Source organism: Helicobacter sp. NHP19-003 (assembly GCF_019703305.1).
Lineage (GTDB): Bacteria > Campylobacterota > Campylobacteria > Campylobacterales > Helicobacteraceae > Helicobacter > Helicobacter gastrocanis.
This window is the reverse complement of sequence record NZ_AP024814.1, coordinates 756,153-771,898: the sequence shown is the minus strand read 5'-3', so window position 1 is coordinate 771,898 and position 15,746 is coordinate 756,153. Positions and strand designations below refer to the sequence as shown.

20 protein-coding genes and 1 tRNA gene are annotated in these 15,746 nt (G+C 48.9%); 13 read left to right on the top strand and 8 right to left on the bottom strand.

Annotated elements, in window-relative coordinates:
- Nucleotides 1–37 precede the first annotated feature (37 nt).
- The 3 genes from K6J72_RS04075 (at nucleotide 38) to K6J72_RS04065 (ending at nucleotide 3,153) form a co-directional block, all read left to right on the top strand.
- Complete coding sequence (locus tag K6J72_RS04075) at nucleotides 38–1,279, top strand: hypothetical protein (RefSeq protein ID WP_221278893.1); 1,242 nt, start codon at nucleotides 38–40, stop codon at nucleotides 1,277–1,279.
- Between the two features lie 45 nt (nucleotides 1,280–1,324).
- The gene (locus K6J72_RS04070) at nucleotides 1,325–1,726 is read left to right on the top strand and encodes a hypothetical protein (RefSeq protein WP_221278892.1); all 402 of its coding nucleotides are present in this window, start codon (nucleotides 1,325–1,327) and stop codon (nucleotides 1,724–1,726) included.
- An 86-nt stretch (nucleotides 1,727–1,812) separates the two neighbouring features.
- Nucleotides 1,813–3,153 carry an FAD-dependent oxidoreductase gene (locus K6J72_RS04065; protein ID WP_221280959.1) on the top strand — a complete coding sequence of 447 codons (1,341 nt, stop codon included), beginning with the start codon at nucleotides 1,813–1,815 and terminating at the stop codon, nucleotides 3,151–3,153.
- On the opposite strand, the gene K6J72_RS04060 is transcribed toward K6J72_RS04065, so the two are convergent.
- Entirely contained in the window at nucleotides 3,150–4,145 is a 996-nt protein-coding gene (locus K6J72_RS04060) for a type I glyceraldehyde-3-phosphate dehydrogenase (RefSeq protein ID WP_221280957.1), read from the bottom strand. The genes K6J72_RS04065 and K6J72_RS04060 overlap by 4 nt on opposite strands.
- Nucleotides 4,146–4,335: 190 nt before the next feature.
- On the opposite strand from K6J72_RS04060, the gene K6J72_RS04055 reads away from it, so the two are divergent.
- Together K6J72_RS04055 and K6J72_RS04050 are read left to right on the top strand one after the other, a co-directional pair.
- Entirely contained in the window at nucleotides 4,336–5,028 is a 693-nt protein-coding gene (locus K6J72_RS04055) for a Bax inhibitor-1/YccA family protein (protein WP_221280955.1), read from the top strand.
- A gap of 49 nt (nucleotides 5,029–5,077) precedes the next feature.
- Nucleotides 5,078–5,470: a thiamine-phosphate pyrophosphorylase gene (locus K6J72_RS04050; RefSeq protein WP_347709324.1), complete on the top strand. Its 393-nt coding sequence runs from the start codon at nucleotides 5,078–5,080 to the stop codon at nucleotides 5,468–5,470.
- 46 nt (nucleotides 5,471–5,516) lie between these two features.
- Here K6J72_RS04050 and K6J72_RS04045 read toward each other — a convergent pair whose 3' ends face one another.
- The gene (locus K6J72_RS04045; protein ID WP_221280951.1) at nucleotides 5,517–5,669 is read right to left on the bottom strand and encodes a hypothetical protein; all 153 of its coding nucleotides are present in this window, start codon (nucleotides 5,667–5,669) and stop codon (nucleotides 5,517–5,519) included.
- A 385-nt stretch (nucleotides 5,670–6,054) separates the two neighbouring features.
- Between K6J72_RS04045 and K6J72_RS04040 the strand changes: the two genes are divergently transcribed.
- The 4 genes from K6J72_RS04040 to K6J72_RS04025 all read left to right on the top strand — a co-directional run bounded on the left by K6J72_RS04040 (nucleotide 6,055) and on the right by K6J72_RS04025 (nucleotide 7,169).
- Entirely contained in the window at nucleotides 6,055–6,192 is a 138-nt protein-coding gene (locus tag K6J72_RS04040) for a hypothetical protein (protein WP_221280949.1), read from the top strand.
- Between the two features lie 142 nt (nucleotides 6,193–6,334).
- Complete coding sequence (locus K6J72_RS04035; protein ID WP_221280947.1) at nucleotides 6,335–6,529, top strand: hypothetical protein; 195 nt, start codon at nucleotides 6,335–6,337, stop codon at nucleotides 6,527–6,529.
- A complete protein-coding gene (locus tag K6J72_RS04030) occupies nucleotides 6,490–6,804 on the top strand; it encodes a PBECR3 domain-containing polyvalent protein (RefSeq protein WP_221281106.1) in 315 nt (104 codons plus the stop codon). Before K6J72_RS04035 ends, K6J72_RS04030 begins: the two co-directional genes overlap by 40 nt.
- Nucleotides 6,805–6,815: 11 nt before the next feature.
- A complete protein-coding gene (locus K6J72_RS04025; protein ID WP_221280945.1) occupies nucleotides 6,816–7,169 on the top strand; it encodes a hypothetical protein in 354 nt (117 codons plus the stop codon).
- A 14-nt stretch (nucleotides 7,170–7,183) separates the two neighbouring features.
- Here K6J72_RS04025 and accA read toward each other — a convergent pair whose 3' ends face one another.
- The 5 genes from accA to rpsU all read right to left on the bottom strand — a co-directional run bounded on the left by accA (nucleotide 7,184) and on the right by rpsU (nucleotide 10,816).
- A complete protein-coding gene (gene accA, locus K6J72_RS04020; RefSeq protein WP_221280943.1) occupies nucleotides 7,184–8,107 on the bottom strand; it encodes an acetyl-CoA carboxylase carboxyl transferase subunit alpha in 924 nt (307 codons plus the stop codon).
- Between the two features lie 13 nt (nucleotides 8,108–8,120).
- Complete coding sequence (locus tag K6J72_RS04015; RefSeq protein WP_260320697.1) at nucleotides 8,121–9,335, bottom strand: beta-ketoacyl-ACP synthase II; 1,215 nt, start codon at nucleotides 9,333–9,335, stop codon at nucleotides 8,121–8,123.
- A 60-nt stretch (nucleotides 9,336–9,395) separates the two neighbouring features.
- Nucleotides 9,396–9,632, bottom strand: a complete 237-nt coding sequence (gene acpP, locus K6J72_RS04010) for an acyl carrier protein (protein ID WP_221280939.1) — start codon at nucleotides 9,630–9,632, stop codon at nucleotides 9,396–9,398.
- A gap of 204 nt (nucleotides 9,633–9,836) precedes the next feature.
- Nucleotides 9,837–10,595 (bottom strand): 3-oxoacyl-ACP reductase FabG, encoded by a 759-nt coding sequence (fabG, locus tag K6J72_RS04005; protein WP_221280929.1) that lies wholly within the window; start codon nucleotides 10,593–10,595, stop codon nucleotides 9,837–9,839.
- 8 nt (nucleotides 10,596–10,603) lie between these two features.
- Nucleotides 10,604–10,816, bottom strand: coding sequence for a 30S ribosomal protein S21 (gene rpsU, locus K6J72_RS04000; RefSeq protein ID WP_053825483.1), 213 nt, complete (start codon nucleotides 10,814–10,816; stop codon nucleotides 10,604–10,606).
- A gap of 99 nt (nucleotides 10,817–10,915) precedes the next feature.
- Between rpsU and K6J72_RS03995 the strand changes: the two genes are divergently transcribed.
- Nucleotides 10,916–10,992: transfer RNA gene (locus tag K6J72_RS03995), tRNA-Arg, on the top strand.
- A gap of 21 nt (nucleotides 10,993–11,013) precedes the next feature.
- Here the strand turns inward: K6J72_RS03995 and gdhA are convergent.
- Nucleotides 11,014–12,360: an NADP-specific glutamate dehydrogenase gene (gdhA, locus tag K6J72_RS03990; RefSeq protein WP_221280927.1), complete on the bottom strand. Its 1,347-nt coding sequence runs from the start codon at nucleotides 12,358–12,360 to the stop codon at nucleotides 11,014–11,016.
- Nucleotides 12,361–12,453: 93 nt separating this feature from the next.
- Here gdhA and prfB point away from each other — a divergent pair, with 93 nt between their 5' ends.
- The 3 genes from prfB to K6J72_RS03975 all read left to right on the top strand — a co-directional run bounded on the left by prfB (nucleotide 12,454) and on the right by K6J72_RS03975 (nucleotide 15,709).
- Complete coding sequence (gene prfB / locus K6J72_RS03985) at nucleotides 12,454–13,548, top strand: peptide chain release factor 2 (RefSeq protein WP_221280925.1); 1,095 nt, start codon at nucleotides 12,454–12,456, stop codon at nucleotides 13,546–13,548.
- A 165-nt stretch (nucleotides 13,549–13,713) separates the two neighbouring features.
- The gene (gene cheZ / locus K6J72_RS03980) at nucleotides 13,714–14,448 is read left to right on the top strand and encodes a protein phosphatase CheZ (RefSeq protein ID WP_221280923.1); all 735 of its coding nucleotides are present in this window, start codon (nucleotides 13,714–13,716) and stop codon (nucleotides 14,446–14,448) included.
- On the top strand, nucleotides 14,435–15,709 hold the full coding sequence (locus K6J72_RS03975; protein WP_430886743.1) for a peptidase U32 family protein: 1,275 nt from the start codon (nucleotides 14,435–14,437) through the stop codon (nucleotides 15,707–15,709). The genes cheZ and K6J72_RS03975 overlap by 14 nt, the downstream gene beginning before the upstream one ends.
- Nucleotides 15,710–15,746: the final 37 nt, after the last annotated feature.

The following is a 15,746-nucleotide window of genomic DNA, read 5'->3' as shown; positions in this document are numbered from 1 at the left end:
TAGTATAATGTGCCTTTTATCGGCTTAAAGGATCGCCATGTTCTCCCTTAAATCCCGCATTTTTTGGCTTTTTTGTGCTCTCTTATGTGTCGGCTTGCATGCCTCCAAGCTCGCCCAGCATTTGCGCTATAATTTGGGCTTTAATTTATTCATCATGGACCACGAAGGTTACACAACCTATTGGCCTAACACCAACACCACGCTCAACACCCGCCTCACCCCCGAATTTGGCTTTGCCTTCAATACAAGGAGCGTGGAGCAAAAACTCATGGTGGGAGCATTCTTTTTCCAAAATATCCACACCTACCAAATGAATTTCCCCTCCAAGTGGGGACCCACCCTCTACTACCAAGCAAGAGGACCCGCTTTTAACTTCTATGGGGGGATTTTCCCTAGAAAATACCTCAACGGACACTACCCCTTAAATGTCTTTGCGCCTTATTACTGGTTCATTGACCCTAATGCGCGGGGCTTTTTACTCCAATACCGCCCACCCAAAAACCCCTATAAATCCACCCACCTAGAAGCCGAGTTTATGCTCGATTGGTTTGGAGGCAACTGCTACACTTGTAAATTCGGGCAAAACGCCTTGGGCAACGGCATGGACCGCTTTAGTTTTATGGGCTATAGCGAGTTGAAAACCCTAAAAGGGTTTTTGATCTTAGGGGGCAATGCCGAGTATTTCCATGTTGAAGATCAATTCTTGCTCAACTGGCCCAACACTTCGGGCAACATTTCCCACGGTGAGCATTACTTACTCGATCGCCTCTACTACCAAGCCTATGCTAAGAGCGATCTCTTATACGCTGCCCCTTTCATGGATAAACTAGACTTTTCTTTGGGGGTGCTTGCGAGTTTGGAACGGTTGCGCAAAATGGGGATGAGTAGCAATTTTAGGGTGAGTAATGGCTTTTTTGCCCAAGCAAACATGCAATTCAAAGGCTTTGGGATCAGCGACCTCTTTTTTGCAAGTAAACATGGACAAAACGCCTACGAGCGCATTTACAACAGCGCCTACATAGACAACATTTGCATGTCTTCTAAAAATTATTGCCCCACGCCCATTTACCGCGGAGTTGCCTTTTTCCAAGCTCCGCTGTATAACCGCCTTGACATTTACTACGAGTTTAGGAGCAGCTTTGCGAGCATCAAAACCCAGTTTGTCTACAACACCATGAGCGACTACCACACCACGCAATCCTCTTACCAAGTCTACTTCACCGTGTCTTTAGACAGCTACGATTTACTCAATTTCATCTTACGTAAAGTCCACCGCTAGAGCAAACTGCCGATATAAGGCTAGGCTTTAGCCAAAGGAGTTTGCATGCCTGTATCCATTCCCGGCAACCTAACCTACATCAACCAAAACGCTCCCTACAGCTCCATTGTCAACCAAAATGCTCTGCCTAAAATCTCCCAAATTGATCAGCAAGTCTTTTTGGAACGCTTGCAAAAGGTAGAAGCCACCCGCGCCCTTGAAGAGAACAAGGCCATCAACCCCGACAAGGAAAACTCTCCCCACCAACCCCCAAATCCAGGACAACAAGAGCCGCAAGAGCAAAGCCCCCCCAAAGAGAGTGCCGACACCCGTTGCAAAAATGGCAGAGACAAAGAACACTGCTACCACGGGCACTACTACAGCGATAGTGAGCTAGAGCGGGCGGTGGAGAACACCGAAGAACTCGGGCAATTTGTAGAGCCCCATGTGCTAGATATTACAATTTAGAAGTTTTTAACAATATAGAAGCAAAGCAGACAAAAGCCTAGCGGTTGTAACAAGCATGCTAGCATTGCAGAAACGAAGGAGCTTTGATGCAATTTGCATATGATTTGGTTGTGATCGGGTTTGGCAAGGGGGGCAAGACTCTAGCCGCTGCTGCCACCAAGCTAGGCAAAAGGGTTGCCCTCATTGAAAAGAGCAAGGAAATGTATGGGGGCACTTGCATCAATGTCGGTTGCATCCCCTCTAAAACCCTCTTGCACTTAGCGACTCATAAAAAGGGGGCGAGTGGCTACAAAGAAGCCATAGAAGCCAAAAATAAAATGGTCGCCTTTTTACGCCAAAAGAATTACGAAGCCCTGCTAGATGCAAAGGTGCAGGTGATTGACGGCACAGCAAGCTTTAAAGACAGCCACACCTTGATGCTTTACCACAACGACAGCTGCCAAGAAATCAGTGCGCACCACATTGTTATCAATACAGGCTCAATCCCCACCACCCCCAAAGTACCAATCCACTCAAATAAAGTCTATGACAGCACCTCTTTAATGCAATTAACAACCTTGCCCACGCATTTGGTCGTGATAGGCGGAGGGTACATCGGCTTAGAATTTGCTAGCATGTTTAATTTATTCGGGCGCACTTCTAACAAACACACCACCAAAGTGAGCGTGCTTGTGCGTGGCCATCAATTCTTGCCCAAAGAAGACCCCATTTTTAGCCAAAGCATCCATCAATCCTTGAGCCAAAAGGGGGTGCAAATCCTAAATAATGCCACTTTAAACGCCATTGAAGACGATTGCGTGCATTACACCCAAGACAAACAAGCCAAAACCCTCAAGGCCGATGCGATCTTGCTCGCCACGGGGCGTGTGCCCAACACCGCCTCCTTGCAACTTGAACGCGCGGGCATCCAACTAGGTGCACAACAAGAAGTCTTGACAAATGAGTTTTTAGTGGCAAACCCCCATAATGAAGGCAATATTTACGCCATCGGCGATGCCAAAGGGGGGGCGATGCTCACCACTTACGCCAGCTTGGACGATTACCGCATTGTTTACGACCACCTTTTTGGCGCAAAAAAACGCACCATACACAACCGCAATGTCTTCCCCGAAGTGCTTTACATTGAAACCCCTTACAGCCATGTAGGCTTGAGGGCGCACGAGGTCAAAGACAGGGCTTACTGCACCCATAACCTCAAAACGGCGGCAATCCCCGGGGCAATGGTTCTAGAAGACACCACAGGACTATTGCAAGTCTTGGTTGAAGAACACACAGAGTGCATTTTGGGGGCGAGTTTGCACTGCCCTCTCTCTTACGAGTACATCAACCTCTTTAGCCTTGCCATGAATCAAAATTTAAGCTTTTCTACCCTCAAGGACATGGTCTACACCCACCCCTCCATGATGGAGAGCCTAAACACTCTCTAGCCACACACATAAAACGCCATATCCACAAGGCGTTTGGCATACGCCCACTCATTATCATACCACGCCATGATTTTGGCGTGCTTGCCTAAGCTAAAAAGCATGTCTTCCACCACCACACAGCTTGCCGCATTGCCGACAATGTCGCTGCTCACTTTATGGTGGCCATCCACCTCCAAAATGCCTTTTAGCTCCGTTTGGCTTGCCTCTTTAAAAAGGGCGATCAACTCCCCCGTGCTTGCGGCCTTTTCTAATTGCACGCTCAAATCCACCATAGACACATCCATGGTCGGCACCCGCACACTCCGTCCATGCATTTTGCCCTCCAAATTCGGCAAGACAAGATAAAGAGCCTTGGCCGCTCTTGTGGTCGTGGGAACAATGTTGTGGGCAGCACGGCTGCGGCGTTTATCGCTACTTAGCGCACCATCCACGAGAGCCTGCCCCTTGGTATAACTGTGTATGGTTGTGAGCAATGCGCTTTCAATGCCAAAACACCTGTCTAAAAGCATGCAAATGGGGGCTAGGGCGTTTGTGGTGCAAGAAGCGTTAGAAAGGATGGGTTCATTTGCATAGTTTTTATGATTCACCCCCCAAACAAAAGTTGCCTTGCTGGCTAAGGGGGCGGTGTGTGGCTCAAAGGGCGCGCCTAAAATGACCTTTTTCGCCCCCCTCTCTTTAAACACCTCCAATGCCTTTGGGGCGCAAAAATGCCCCGAAGTTTCTAAGAGTACATCCACCCCCGATAAATCCAAATCTTGGGGGTCTTTACACGCCCTAAAGAGGATTTTTTGATGGTCTACAATAAGCTGCCCCTTGTGATTTTGCACCTCTTTTGAGTAAAGCCCATGCACGCTGTCGTGTTGGAAGAGATAGGACAGAGTTTCTAAATTTGCGGGGTCGTTAATGAGCGCCAAAACCCCGGGGTACTCAGCACATAAAATGCGTGCCACACACCGTCCGATCCGCCCAAACCCATTGATCGCAACCACCAAGCAAACCCCTTTAGCAAGTCAAAGTCAAAAAACGGCCCCCATTTTAGCATTTTTAAAGCATTTTTAAGAAAGCCACTTAGAAACCCTCTAGAGTTTGGCGTAGTCCATTCAAACCCACAAGCAGCATTTAAGCAAGGTATTAAGGGGATTTAGCTAGAATCTCGCCACTTTTTTACCAAAGGAGAGTTACATGGCTTTGTATGACAGACAGATGCACGAGAGCGTGTCTTCGTCCTATGCCGAACAGAACGAAACCGCTTTAGTCAATTTTGTCAAAACCACTTATAAATTTTTCGCCGCTAGCCTACTTTTAGCCACCATCGGTGCGCTGATTGGCATGATGCACTTTCAGGTGGTTGTCCAGTATAAATGGGCGTTTTTCATCGGCGAAATCGCCGCTTTCTTTGGGCTCATGTTCACCCGCAAAATGCCCACGGTGAACTTGCTCATGCTCTTTGCCTTTGCCTTTTTGTCGGGCATCACCCTCGTGCCTTTGCTAGGCTTTGTGATCGCCCGCTCAGGGGCGAATGCCATTTGGCAAGCCCTTGGCATGACCACCATCGTTTTTGGTGTGATGAGCATTTACGCCATTAAAACCAAGAACGATCTCGCCAACATGGGCAAGATGCTTTTCATCGCCGTGATTGTAGTGATGGTTGCCTCTTTGATCAACATTTTCTTAGGTTCGCCCATGATGCAAGTAGCGATTGCGGGCGTGTGTGTGGTGCTCTTCAGCCTCTTTGTGGCTTACGACACCCAAAACATCATCAGGGGGCTTTATGAGAGTCCCGTAGAGGCGGCTGTGGCGTTGTATGTGGACTTCTTAAACATCTTTGTGTCCCTCTTGCAAATCATGGGCATCATGGGGGGGCGCAACGACTGAGCCTGTCGGCCGTCTCTTAGACGCAAACTTAAACCGCTTCAAGGAGGGGGTGCGGGTGGCAGAGGATGCCATGCGCTACCTTTGCAACCACCGAGATTTAGCCCTCCGTTTGAAACAGATCCGCCACCAAGCCACCGAGATTTTCATCCAAAATGGTGTTGATTTTTTATGGCTCTACACCCAGCGAGACAGTCAAAACGACATTTTAAAGCCCCACGACAATCCCCCCAAAGAACCCTCAAGCCTAAGCATGTTGCAAGCCAACTTCAAAAGAGCGCAAGAAAGCGCGCGGGTGTTAGAAGAGTGCTTTAAATACCTAAATCCTGCAAACCCTAACGCCCCAAACTTTAAAACTTTGCGCTATGCCCTCTACACCCTTGAAAAAGAGTGTGTGGCTTTGTTAAACGATTTACCAAAGAGTGGCTTTTCTAGCGTAGAATGAGCTTGCCTAGAGCGATCTAGAGTAATTTTGTTTGGAGGATTTCATGTCAGAGGAATGCTGTCACGACCACGAAGGGCACGGCGAACACCACCACCATCACCATCACCACCATTATTATGGCGGGCATCACCACCACCATCACCACCACCACGGAGATGGCGAACACCACCACCATCACCACCACGGGGACAATCACCAAGAATAACCCTCACCCCCGGCAAGTGCCGGGGACATAAACCCAAAGTCGGTTGTTACTCTGCCTAAGGTGGGTGTTGTTCTGTTTCCCCACCCGATCCCCCCTTTTTGCTAGAACCCCTATCTCAGTTTTAACCCCTTAAAAGGCGTTCTGTGTTTAAACTTCTTTCTGTGTTCGGGTTAGTGGTGTTGCCCCTTATGGCAGAAAACCGTGGCATGTATGGCGGAGTGGGTTTTCAACACTCTAAAGACCTGCACCACTAAAAGCCCCACACCAATGGACAAAGACAAACAACCCGTTCATCTCGGGTGTATCCACTAAAGCGGTCGATGTCAAAAACTTCTTGTCCAAACGGCAACAATAACAAAATTTAACCCCAAGGGTTTTCATGAAAACCCGCAAACACATTTTTAGTTTCGCCCTTGTAACTAGTCTCAGTCTTTATAATTTTGCTCTTGCCGATAGTGCCAATGGCTACCTAGTGCCGATGATAAGACTAGCACCCCTAAACCAAGCACGGACTTAAGCCCCGAGATTAAAGAACTCATTGATAACAGCCCTGCTAAAGGGCGGGATATGGCATTACTAGGGCGTGAGAATTTTACCCCCGCTGTGGTGGATTATCTCTTGCAATTTAAAGGGGCAGTAAGAAAATCGCCATTGAGCTTTTGGAGGAAAGCAAGGCGCAAGAATGGGGCTTTAAACACCCTACAGATGTAAAACGCACCATTGACAAGAGCGAGATTGTACATGTCTTAGAGCGGCATGGGGTCAATGGCACAAGACGCATGCCCGCCAACAACCCCCCGTTACGCAAGCAGACATCGCCCAATACCCCCAATACACCGATGAAGCCGATGTAAAAGTCTTGGGGCAAAACGATGCCGGGGAGGTGGTGATCAGCGGCAAACAGATCAATGGGCATTATGTGGTGGTGGAGCAAATCCGCAAGGGGCAGAATGAATTAGCCTTTAAAACCATGCATTTTGAGCGAGGGGACTTATACAATGACCCGACCTTTACCCTAGCAATGCAAAAGCATCCCAAGCACCCTAGTTATGAGCTAGGACTTGGGCAAGTGTCCGATACAAAGGCGGTTAGCGACTCTACCACACCCCCCCCCTGCAAACAGACTTAACAGACCAAGAGATGAAACAAGCCGTAGAGAAGTGGGATTTAGCCAATCCTAAAGACACGGATGTTTTAGACTTTGCGCTGGTGAAAGACCCCGAGCTTGCAGAGCTCAAAGAACACTTTAGTGCCGACAAACTCACGCGCCAGCTTAGAGCCATAGAGGTTAAAGAGAGCCTAGACAAGGGCTTTAGCCTTGAAGAAGTGCTAAATTACCCCCGCCACTTACCCACTTCTACTAGAACAATCTTTGGTGTAAAATCCCTTTTAAAACGAATTTTGCTACATAGCTCATGTGGGTGTCGGGGGAGAAAAACGCCGCCACCACAAACGCCCCCCATGCGAGCAAAAAACGGCTATCTAGGCGCATAAACACCCTTTAAGGTTTAAGCAAACGCCCCAAGGGACATGAGTTTTTCATAGCGTAGGGTGAGAAAGTCGCTCTGCTGGATCAAGGGGAGTTGTTGCAAGAAGTAGTCTTTAATGGATTGGCTGGCCTGCAGCTTGTCGCGGTGCGCGCCCCTTTCAGGCTCCACAATGATGTCGTCTATGAGGTTAGCTTTTTTGAGGTCAAGGGGGGTGATTTTCATGGCCTTGACCGCCACTTCAATTTTGCTCGGGTCGTTCCATAGGATCGCCGCGCAACCTTCGGGAGAGATCACGCTAAAAATGGCGTACTCAAGCATGGCCAATTTGTCCGCTACGGCGATGGCTAACGCCCCTCCACTGCCCCCCTCGCCGATGATGATGGAGATGGTGGGGACTTTCAAGGCGGCAAATTCTTGCAAGTTCTTGGCGATCGCCTCGCTCTGTCCTCTCTCCTCTGCCCCAAGCCCCGGGTAAGCCCCCGCCGTATCCACGAGCATTAAAATAGGCAGATTGAATTTTTCGGCAAATTTTGCGCTTTTTAGGGCCTTGCGGTAACCTTCAGGGTTGGGCATGCCAAAGTTACGCATGAGCTTGTTCTTAGTCCCCCTCCCCTTTTCCTCTGCAATCACCACCACCGGCACGCCCTCGATTTTGCCCACAAAGCACACAATGGCTCTATCGTCCCTAAAGTGGCGGTCGCCAAACAGTTCGTACCTGTCGGTTAAAATCAGCTCAATGTAGTCCATGGCATAGGGGCGGTCGGGGTGGCGGGCAAGTTGCAGGCGCTGGTAGTCGGTGAGGTTGGAGTAAATGGAGTTGGTTTCTTTAGCTAGGCGTTTTTCTAGAATCTCTTTTGCGTCCAGATCCCCCCGAATAGCCGCCATCTCGATGTCCTCTTGCAACCCCTTAATGCGGTTTTCAAAATCTAAATAGACAGCCACTACAGTCTCTAAACTACAAGGCTTTAAAAATCACCACGCCATTGGTCCCCCCAAACCCAAAGGAATTGCTCATCACTGCTTCTAATTTGGCACTTCTAGCTTCATTGGGGATGTAGTCTAGGTCGCAATTGGGGTCTGGGGTTTCTTGGTTGATCGTGGGGGGCAGTACGCCCTCTTGCATCGCCATGATGGAAATCACGGCCTCGATCGCCCCCGCTGCACCCAAGCAATGCCCAATCTGCCCCTTTGTGGAGCTAGTGGGGGGGACATTTTCTTTGCCGCCAAAAACATTTTTCAACGCGATGGTTTCGTAAAGGTCATTGTAGCCGGTACTGGTGCCATGCGCATTGACATAGCCCACCTTTGCCCCCACTTTGCTTGCCATGTGCAGGGCTTGTTTCATGGCGCGGTAAGCCCCCTCACCATCTGGGGCCGGGGCGGTGATGTGGCAGGCATCCCCACTTTCACCATAGCCGGCAAGTTCGGCATAAATGGGCGCACCGCGACTCTTGGCACTCTCATACTCTTCTAAAACTAAAGCCCCTGCGCCCTCGCCCATCACAAAGCCATTGCGTTCTTTGTCAAAGGGTCTAGACGCTTTTAAAGGCGCATCGTTGCGGTTAGAGAGCGCACGGATGGAGGCAAATCCCCCGATGCCCACAGGGCAAATGGTGGACTCTGCCCCCACCACAAGCATGCGCTCAGCCCCCTCTAGCACGATGGTTTTATACGCTTCGATGATGGCGTGCGTGCCGGCGGCGCAAGCCGTAACACTGGAGAGATTAGGCCCTTTGAAGCCATACTCGATCGACACAAAGCCCCCGATCATGTTCACCAAAGCCGAAGTGATGAAAAACGGATTGACCTTGCGCGGGCCTTTGTCGAAACAATAAATGGAGTTTGCCTCAATGTTGCCAAGCCCCCCGATCCCCGAAGCCGAGCTGACACCCATGCGCTCCGCCCACTCAGGCGGGCATTTGCCCTCTTGTAAAATTTGGCTCTCCAAAACCGCCTCTTTGGCTGCCAAAAGGGCAAGCTGTATGAAACGCCCCGCCTTTTTGACATCTTTCAAATTCATCACCAAAGCGGGGTCAAAATCGGTGATCTCGGCAGCAATCTGCACGGGAAAGCCGGTGGTGTCAAAGCTGGTGATCTTTTTCACCCCACACTTGCCCCCCACAATGGCACTGAAGGCATCTTTCTTATTCAGTCCTAGGGCATTGACCATCCCCATGCCCGTTACCACAACCCTACGCAAAAGAACTCCTCGCCTACAAAGGATAAAGGACTAAGCAGGTTTAATGTCTTGAATGAAGCGGATCGCATCACCCACGGTTTTGATCTTTTCAGCTTGTTCATCGGGGATTTCAATCCCAAATTTTTCTTCAAGAGCCATGATGAGCTCCACCACATCAAGCGAGTCTGCATTCAAATCCTTGATAAAATCCGCCTCTTCGGTAACTTGCGAAGCACTCACATTTAACTGTTCCACAATCACTGCCTGCACATCTTCAAACAAAGCCATAAAATCTCCTAATTTAGATTTAATTTAATTTGAAATTTTCAAAACAATCCCGACATTCTAACTGCAAAACGCTTTAAGAACCTTAAACAAAAGCCTATTTACGCTCCAAAATGTCGGCGATTCTGTATAAAAAATAGACAATCAACAACAACAAAACGATCACAAAAAAGTGCATCTCTCTTCCTTTAACTGAAATTTGCGCCCCTACATATACAAGCCGCCATTGACTTTCAAGACCTCGCCTGTGATGTAGCTGGATAGGTCGCTGAGTAAAAACGCCACAGCCCCGGCGACTTCTTCAGGTTGCCCTAGTCTGGCTAAGGGGATGTTCTTCAAATATGCATCTTTCACACTCTCTTCTAAGCGAGTCATGTCCGTGTCAATGAAACCGGGGGTGATGGCGTTAAAACGGATGCCCCGCAGTGCCCCCTCATAAGCAAAAGACTTGGTCATGGATAAAATCCCCCCTTTGCTGGCAGCGTAATTGGCTTGCCCCATATTGCCTCTTTCAGCAATCACAGACGAGAGATTCACCACACTCCCAAAGCGCTGTTTGCCCATCACCTTTAAGGCTTCTCGGCACCCGATGAAGACAGATTTTAAATTGGTGTCTAAAACTTGCATAAACTCTTCGGTTTTCATGCGTAAGGCCAACTTATCCAGCACAATGCCGGCGTTGTTAACCAGATAACTTAAAGAGCCATCGGCATCCACGATTGTGCCAATCCCCTCAACAAACGCCTTTTCATCGGTAACATCGAACTTCACCAAAGCGGCCCTGCCACCCATGCCCTCAATTTCAGCTTTTAAGCTGTCGGCACTTTCGGGGCTAGAGCGGTAGTTGATCCACACTTTCAAGCGTCCCCCCTCTTTGTGGCTGTAATTTGCCAGCAACAGCGCAATGGCACGCCCGATCCCCCGAGTTGCCCCCGTGATCAAGACATTTTGTCCACTAAACTGCATGGAAAACCTTACAGCTTAGACTCGTAGCGTCTTAGCATATACAGCCGTTTAAGGATTTTCTTTTTAGCGTTGATTTTTTGTTTCTTGCGTTTCTCGGTTTTGGATTCAAAAAAGCGCCTTGCACGGCACTCAGTCACCACTAAATTGCGGTCTGTTTGTTTCTTAAAACGCCGATAAGCCTCATCAAAACTATCTGTTTCGCGCACCTTAATCCCGGGCATGCCATCACCTACTTTCTTGTGTAATATCCGCACATATTAACAAATTTTTGTAAATTTAACCTAAAATCACGAAAACTTTGCTATAATAAAGCTTTTTGGGTGCTCATAGCTCAGCTGAATAGAGCAACAGGTTGCGGTCCTGTAGGTCGGGGGTTTGAATCCCTCTGAGCACACCACTTTTAACCCCCTTAAACCTTTCAATACCCTTGATCGATCATCGCTTGGGCAACGCGTCTAAAACCGGCAATGTTTGCGCCTAAAACCAAATTCGTGGGGTCTTTAAACTCAGCGGCGGTCTGGGAGCTGTTGGCAAAAATGTCTCGCATGATTGTGCGCAATTTTTGATCCACCATTTCAAAGCTCCACGGGTGCAAACTAGCGTTTTGCGCCATTTCCAGCCCACTCACCGCCACGCCACCCGCATTTGCCGCCTTGCTGGGTCCATAGCAGATTTTTGCTTTCAAAAACGCCTGCATCGCTCCAGGACTTGAGGGCATGTTCGCCCCCTCAGCCACACATTTACAGCCATTTTGTAGCAAAATTTTTGCATCTAAGACACTCAACTCATTTTGCGTGGCACAGGGGAAGGCTGCAAAACAGGGCACACTCCACACTGCATTGGTGCCCTCTTTGTAATCCTTAACAGAGGTGTAGACCGCACTTTTTTTGTTCTTGGCGTAGTCTTCAATACGCCCACCCCGCACCTCTTTAATCTCCTTCAACAGCTCTAAGTTGATCCCCTCTTTGTCGTAAACACAACCCCCAGAGTCGCTGATCGTTACAGGAATCGCCCCCACTTGCCATAATTTTTCAATGGTGTAGATCGCCACATTGCCACTGCCAGAAACAGTGCAAATCTTGCCCTCTAGCCCCTCTTTGCGCGCCTCTAACATTTCTTGGGCGAAGTACACCGCCCCATAGCCAGTCGCCTCTTTACGCACCAAACTCCCCCCCCAATCTAGGTTTTTACCCGTAAACACCCCTTCAAAGCTATCCACGAGCTTTTTATACCGCCCAAAGAGATAGCCGATCTCCCTAGCCCCCACGCCGATGTCGCCAGCCGGTACATCTTTTAACGCTCCGATATGGCGGTAAAGCTCATCCATATATGCCTGACAAAAGCGCATGACCTCCGCGTCGCTCTTGCCCTTAGGGTCAAAGTCGCTCCCCCCCTTGGCCCCACCCATATTTAGGGTGGTGAGTGCATTTTTAAAGATTTGTTCAAAACCTAAAAACTTCACAATGCTCGCATTCACGCTGGGGTGAAACCTTAAGCCCCCCTTGTAAGGACCTAGGGCATTGTTAAACTGAATCCGCCACCCCCGATTGACTTGCACCTTGCCCTTGTCATCCGCCCACACAATCTTAAAAAAAACCTGCCTATTTGGCTCCACTAATCTCTCCAAAATGGCGTTTTTTTCATACTTGGGCTCTTTTTTGAGTAGGGGGGTTAAAGCGTGCAATATCTCTGCAACTGCTTGTCTAAACTCCACCTGTTGGGGGTAGGCACTCTCCACATGTTTTAAAATCCGATCCGCATACATGACAAACACTCCTTCTCTTGTGTAAACCAACAACTTTACAAAGCTAAACGCCCATTGTATAATATCTGCACACAATTAACTTATGGAAATACAATGGACGCTTACCAATACAGCGAATTGCTGAAAGAGTTGCAGGGCAAATGCCACAACATCGCCCAAATCATCAAACCACAAGAGTTGCAAGCGCGATTAGACAGTCTTGTTAAAGAGCAAGCCCACCCTGACTTTTGGCAAGACAAAGCCGCAGCCACACACACGAACAAAGAAAAAATGCGTGTAGAGAGATTGTTGCAAGCCTACCAAAAGACCAAGGAATTTTTAGATGAGGCGTGTGAACTCTTTGATCTCACCCAAGAAGACACGCACGCCCTAGAGCAGCTTTTTGAAGAAGCCCCCAAATTAGCGGCGTGTATCCAAAGCATGGAAGTCGAAGTCATGCTAAGCGACCCAAATGATGGTCTAGATGCTTTGGTGAGCATCCAGCCGGGGGCGGGGGGGACAGAGAGTCAAGATTGGGCAAGCATGCTTTATCGCATGTATTTGCGTTGGGCGGAGCGCAAGGGTTTTAAAGTGGAGCTGTTGGACTATCAAGAGGGCGAAGAGGCGGGCATTAAGGGGGTTGCTTTTAGCATTAAGGGGGTGAATGTTTATGGCTATATGAAAAACGAAAACGGCATCCACCGCTTGGTGCGTATCTCACCCTTCAACGCTAATGGCAAGCGGCACACAAGCTTTGCAAGTGTGCAAGTGAGCCCTGAAGTGGACGATGAGATCAACATTGTTATTGAAGAGAAAGACTACAACATGGACACCTACCGTGCGAGCGGGGCGGGCGGACAGCATGTCAATAAAACCGAGTCGGCGGTGCGACTCACCCACTACGCTACAGGGATTGTGGTGCAATGCCAGAATGACCGTAGCCAGCACAAAAACAAGGCCATGGCGTTAAAGATGCTCAAGTCTAAACTCTACGAGCTAGAGTTGCGCAAACAACAAGAGCAGAACAATCAAGAGGAAAAAAGCGAGATTGGCTGGGGACACCAAATTAGGAGTTATGTTTTGGCCCCCTACCAACAAATTAAGGACGCTAGAAGTGAGGTCGCCTATAGCCAAGTGGTGGCGATTTTAGATGGGGACTTGGACCAAGTCATGCAAGATGTTTTGGTACATAAGGCGCAAACGCCTTAAACTGCGCCCAACTTAGACCTTTGGGGTTTTGTTTATGTGGGTTTTGCAGGCTGGGTTTGACTGTTTGCGCAAAGTTTAAAAACACACCCCCACCACCCCCAAACCCCTTAAAGCAATCTACAAACTAAAATAAATTATAATCAGCGGACGATCTAAGGAGAATAGATGACCCAGGAAGAATTGGATGCCTTGATAAGTGGGGGCGGTTTGGAAGTCGCCGCCCTTGAAGAGCTAGAAAAGAGCGAAGGAGCAGAGGAGGTTAAAGGGAGTCGCGAGGACAAAAAAGAGGACACAGAAGAAAACCACTACATGAAGGTGGATAGAAAACTCGCCGAAAAGTATGGCAAAGTCGATTCTGAAGAGTGGCCACCCCCACCCCCCACTGAGGAACACAAAGTCGTGCACCAGCTAGATGATGTAACGCGCGACTCGGAAGTGAAAGCCACCCAAATTTTTGACCAGCTTGACTACATCAACATGAGCGCAGATGGGATCTTAAAAGTTCTGAGAAAAATCAAAACTCCCCTACAAAAGCATTTAGAAATCTTTGAGGTGTTGGCCGAGAACTTTCCTCTTATCCAAACTTTCCAAACTTCCTTAGACGAAACAAACGAAATTTTACAGGGCATCAACTCCATTCAAGAAAAGGCAGAGGGTTGTTTAGACAGCTCCATGCAGGCGATGGACATCATGCAATTTCAAGACATCCACCGCCAAAAAATCGAGCGGGTCATCAATGTCATGCGGGCCTTAACGCAGTACATGAACTCTCTTTTTGAGGGCAACATTGAAGACTCCAAGCGGGTCAGCTCCGCTTCCTACATCATCGGGGATGACAACGAGAACGCGGCGAGTGAAAGCGACATTGAGGCTTTGATCGCCGCCTTTGGTAAAAAGTAATTTGGCAGAATTACTAGCCCCAGCGGGCAATCTCACCAAGCTTAAAATCGCCCTAGACTATGGGGCGGATGCGGTTTACGCAGGCTTGGGGCAGTTTTCTTTAAGAAACCGCGCATCTAAAGCCTTTGATCTAGAGAGTTTTAAAGAGGGAGTGGCTTACACCCACAGCAAAGGCAAGAAATTTTACGCCACCTTAAACGGATTCCCTTTTAACTCCCAAATCAAGCTCTTAGAAGAGCAGCTCTTAAGGCTTGCCGATTGTAGGGTGGACGCGCTCATCATCACCACCCCGGGGGTGCTGAGACTTGCCCAAAAACTCACCCCCCATATCCCCATCCACCTATCCACCCAAGCCAATGTGATGAATGTTTTAGACGCTTCGGCTTATCACGAGATGGGCGTGAAGCGCATCGTGGCGGCAAGAGAAATGAGCCTGAGCGATGCGGTTGAGATCAAAAAACACCTACCCGACCTAGAAATTGAAATTTTCGTGCATGGCAGCATGTGTTTTGCCTTTTCGGGGCGCTGTCTCATCTCTGCCTTGCAACACGGGCGCGTGCCCAATCGGGGTTCTTGCGCCAACGATTGCCGCTTTGACTACGAGTACTACATCAGAAACCCCGACACGGGTGTTTTAATGCGCCTTGAAGAAGAAGAGGGCGTGGGCACGCACATTTTAAACGCCAAAGATTTAAATTTGGCCAACCACATCGCCATGATTTTAGACACCAAAGCCATCGATGCCTTTAAGATTGAGGGACGCACAAAATCCAGCTACTACGCTGCCATCACCACCAAGACCTACCGCACGGCCATAGACGACTATTACAAGAACCAGCACCGCCCCGCCCTTTACCAAGCCGAGCTGGCGACTTTAAAAAACCGCGGCTTTACCGAGGGATATTTAGTCAAACGCCCCCACCAACGCCTAGACACACAGAATTTTAAGACGGCGATCAGTGAGGGCGATTATCAGGTCAATGGCGAGGTCTTGGAGGATGGCTGGCATTTCTTATGCAAGTTCACCACCCGCCCAAACGAGTCTTACGAAGTGGTCTTGCCCTATGGGGCACACTTGGAGCCAGTGGCAAATGAGTTGGGCAAACTTTATAGTTTTGAGGGCAAACACTACCTCTGTTTGTATAAAATCGCCCTAGAAAACGGGCAAGAGTTGGAGAGCATCCACAGCGGCAACGCCAACCCCGTAAAACTCCCTGCCAAACTCCCTGCCCGTACATTCTTGCGCACGAAGGTGGCATAGGCTTTTAACATAAGCAGATTTTAGCCGATTGTGCTTG

Excerpts from the sequence above, each read along its gene's own strand:
- prfB (WP_221280925.1), top strand. The coding sequence starts at position 12,454 with ATGGACGCTTACCAATACAGCGAATTGCTGAAAGAGTTGCAGGGCAAA.
- cheZ (WP_221280923.1), top strand. The coding sequence starts at position 13,714 with ATGACCCAGGAAGAATTGGATGCCTTGATAAGTGGGGGCGGTTTGGAA.
- K6J72_RS04055 (WP_221280955.1), top strand. The coding sequence starts at position 4,336 with ATGGCTTTGTATGACAGACAGATGCACGAGAGCGTGTCTTCGTCCTAT.
- K6J72_RS04040 (WP_221280949.1), top strand. The coding sequence starts at position 6,055 with ATGAAAACCCGCAAACACATTTTTAGTTTCGCCCTTGTAACTAGTCTC.
- acpP (WP_221280939.1), bottom strand. The coding sequence starts at position 9,632 with ATGGCTTTGTTTGAAGATGTGCAGGCAGTGATTGTGGAACAGTTAAAT.
- rpsU (WP_053825483.1), bottom strand. The coding sequence starts at position 10,816 with ATGCCCGGGATTAAGGTGCGCGAAACAGATAGTTTTGATGAGGCTTAT.
- fabG (WP_221280929.1), bottom strand. The coding sequence starts at position 10,595 with ATGCAGTTTAGTGGACAAAATGTCTTGATCACGGGGGCAACTCGGGGG.
- K6J72_RS04015 (WP_260320697.1), bottom strand. The coding sequence starts at position 9,335 with ATGGTCAATGCCCTAGGACTGAATAAGAAAGATGCCTTCAGTGCCATT.
- K6J72_RS04025 (WP_221280945.1), top strand. The coding sequence starts at position 6,816 with ATGAAACAAGCCGTAGAGAAGTGGGATTTAGCCAATCCTAAAGACACG.
- K6J72_RS04070 (WP_221278892.1), top strand. The coding sequence starts at position 1,325 with ATGCCTGTATCCATTCCCGGCAACCTAACCTACATCAACCAAAACGCT.
- K6J72_RS04065 (WP_221280959.1), top strand. The coding sequence starts at position 1,813 with ATGCAATTTGCATATGATTTGGTTGTGATCGGGTTTGGCAAGGGGGGC.
- K6J72_RS04075 (WP_221278893.1), top strand. The coding sequence starts at position 38 with ATGTTCTCCCTTAAATCCCGCATTTTTTGGCTTTTTTGTGCTCTCTTA.
- gdhA (WP_221280927.1), bottom strand. The coding sequence starts at position 12,360 with ATGTATGCGGATCGGATTTTAAAACATGTGGAGAGTGCCTACCCCCAA.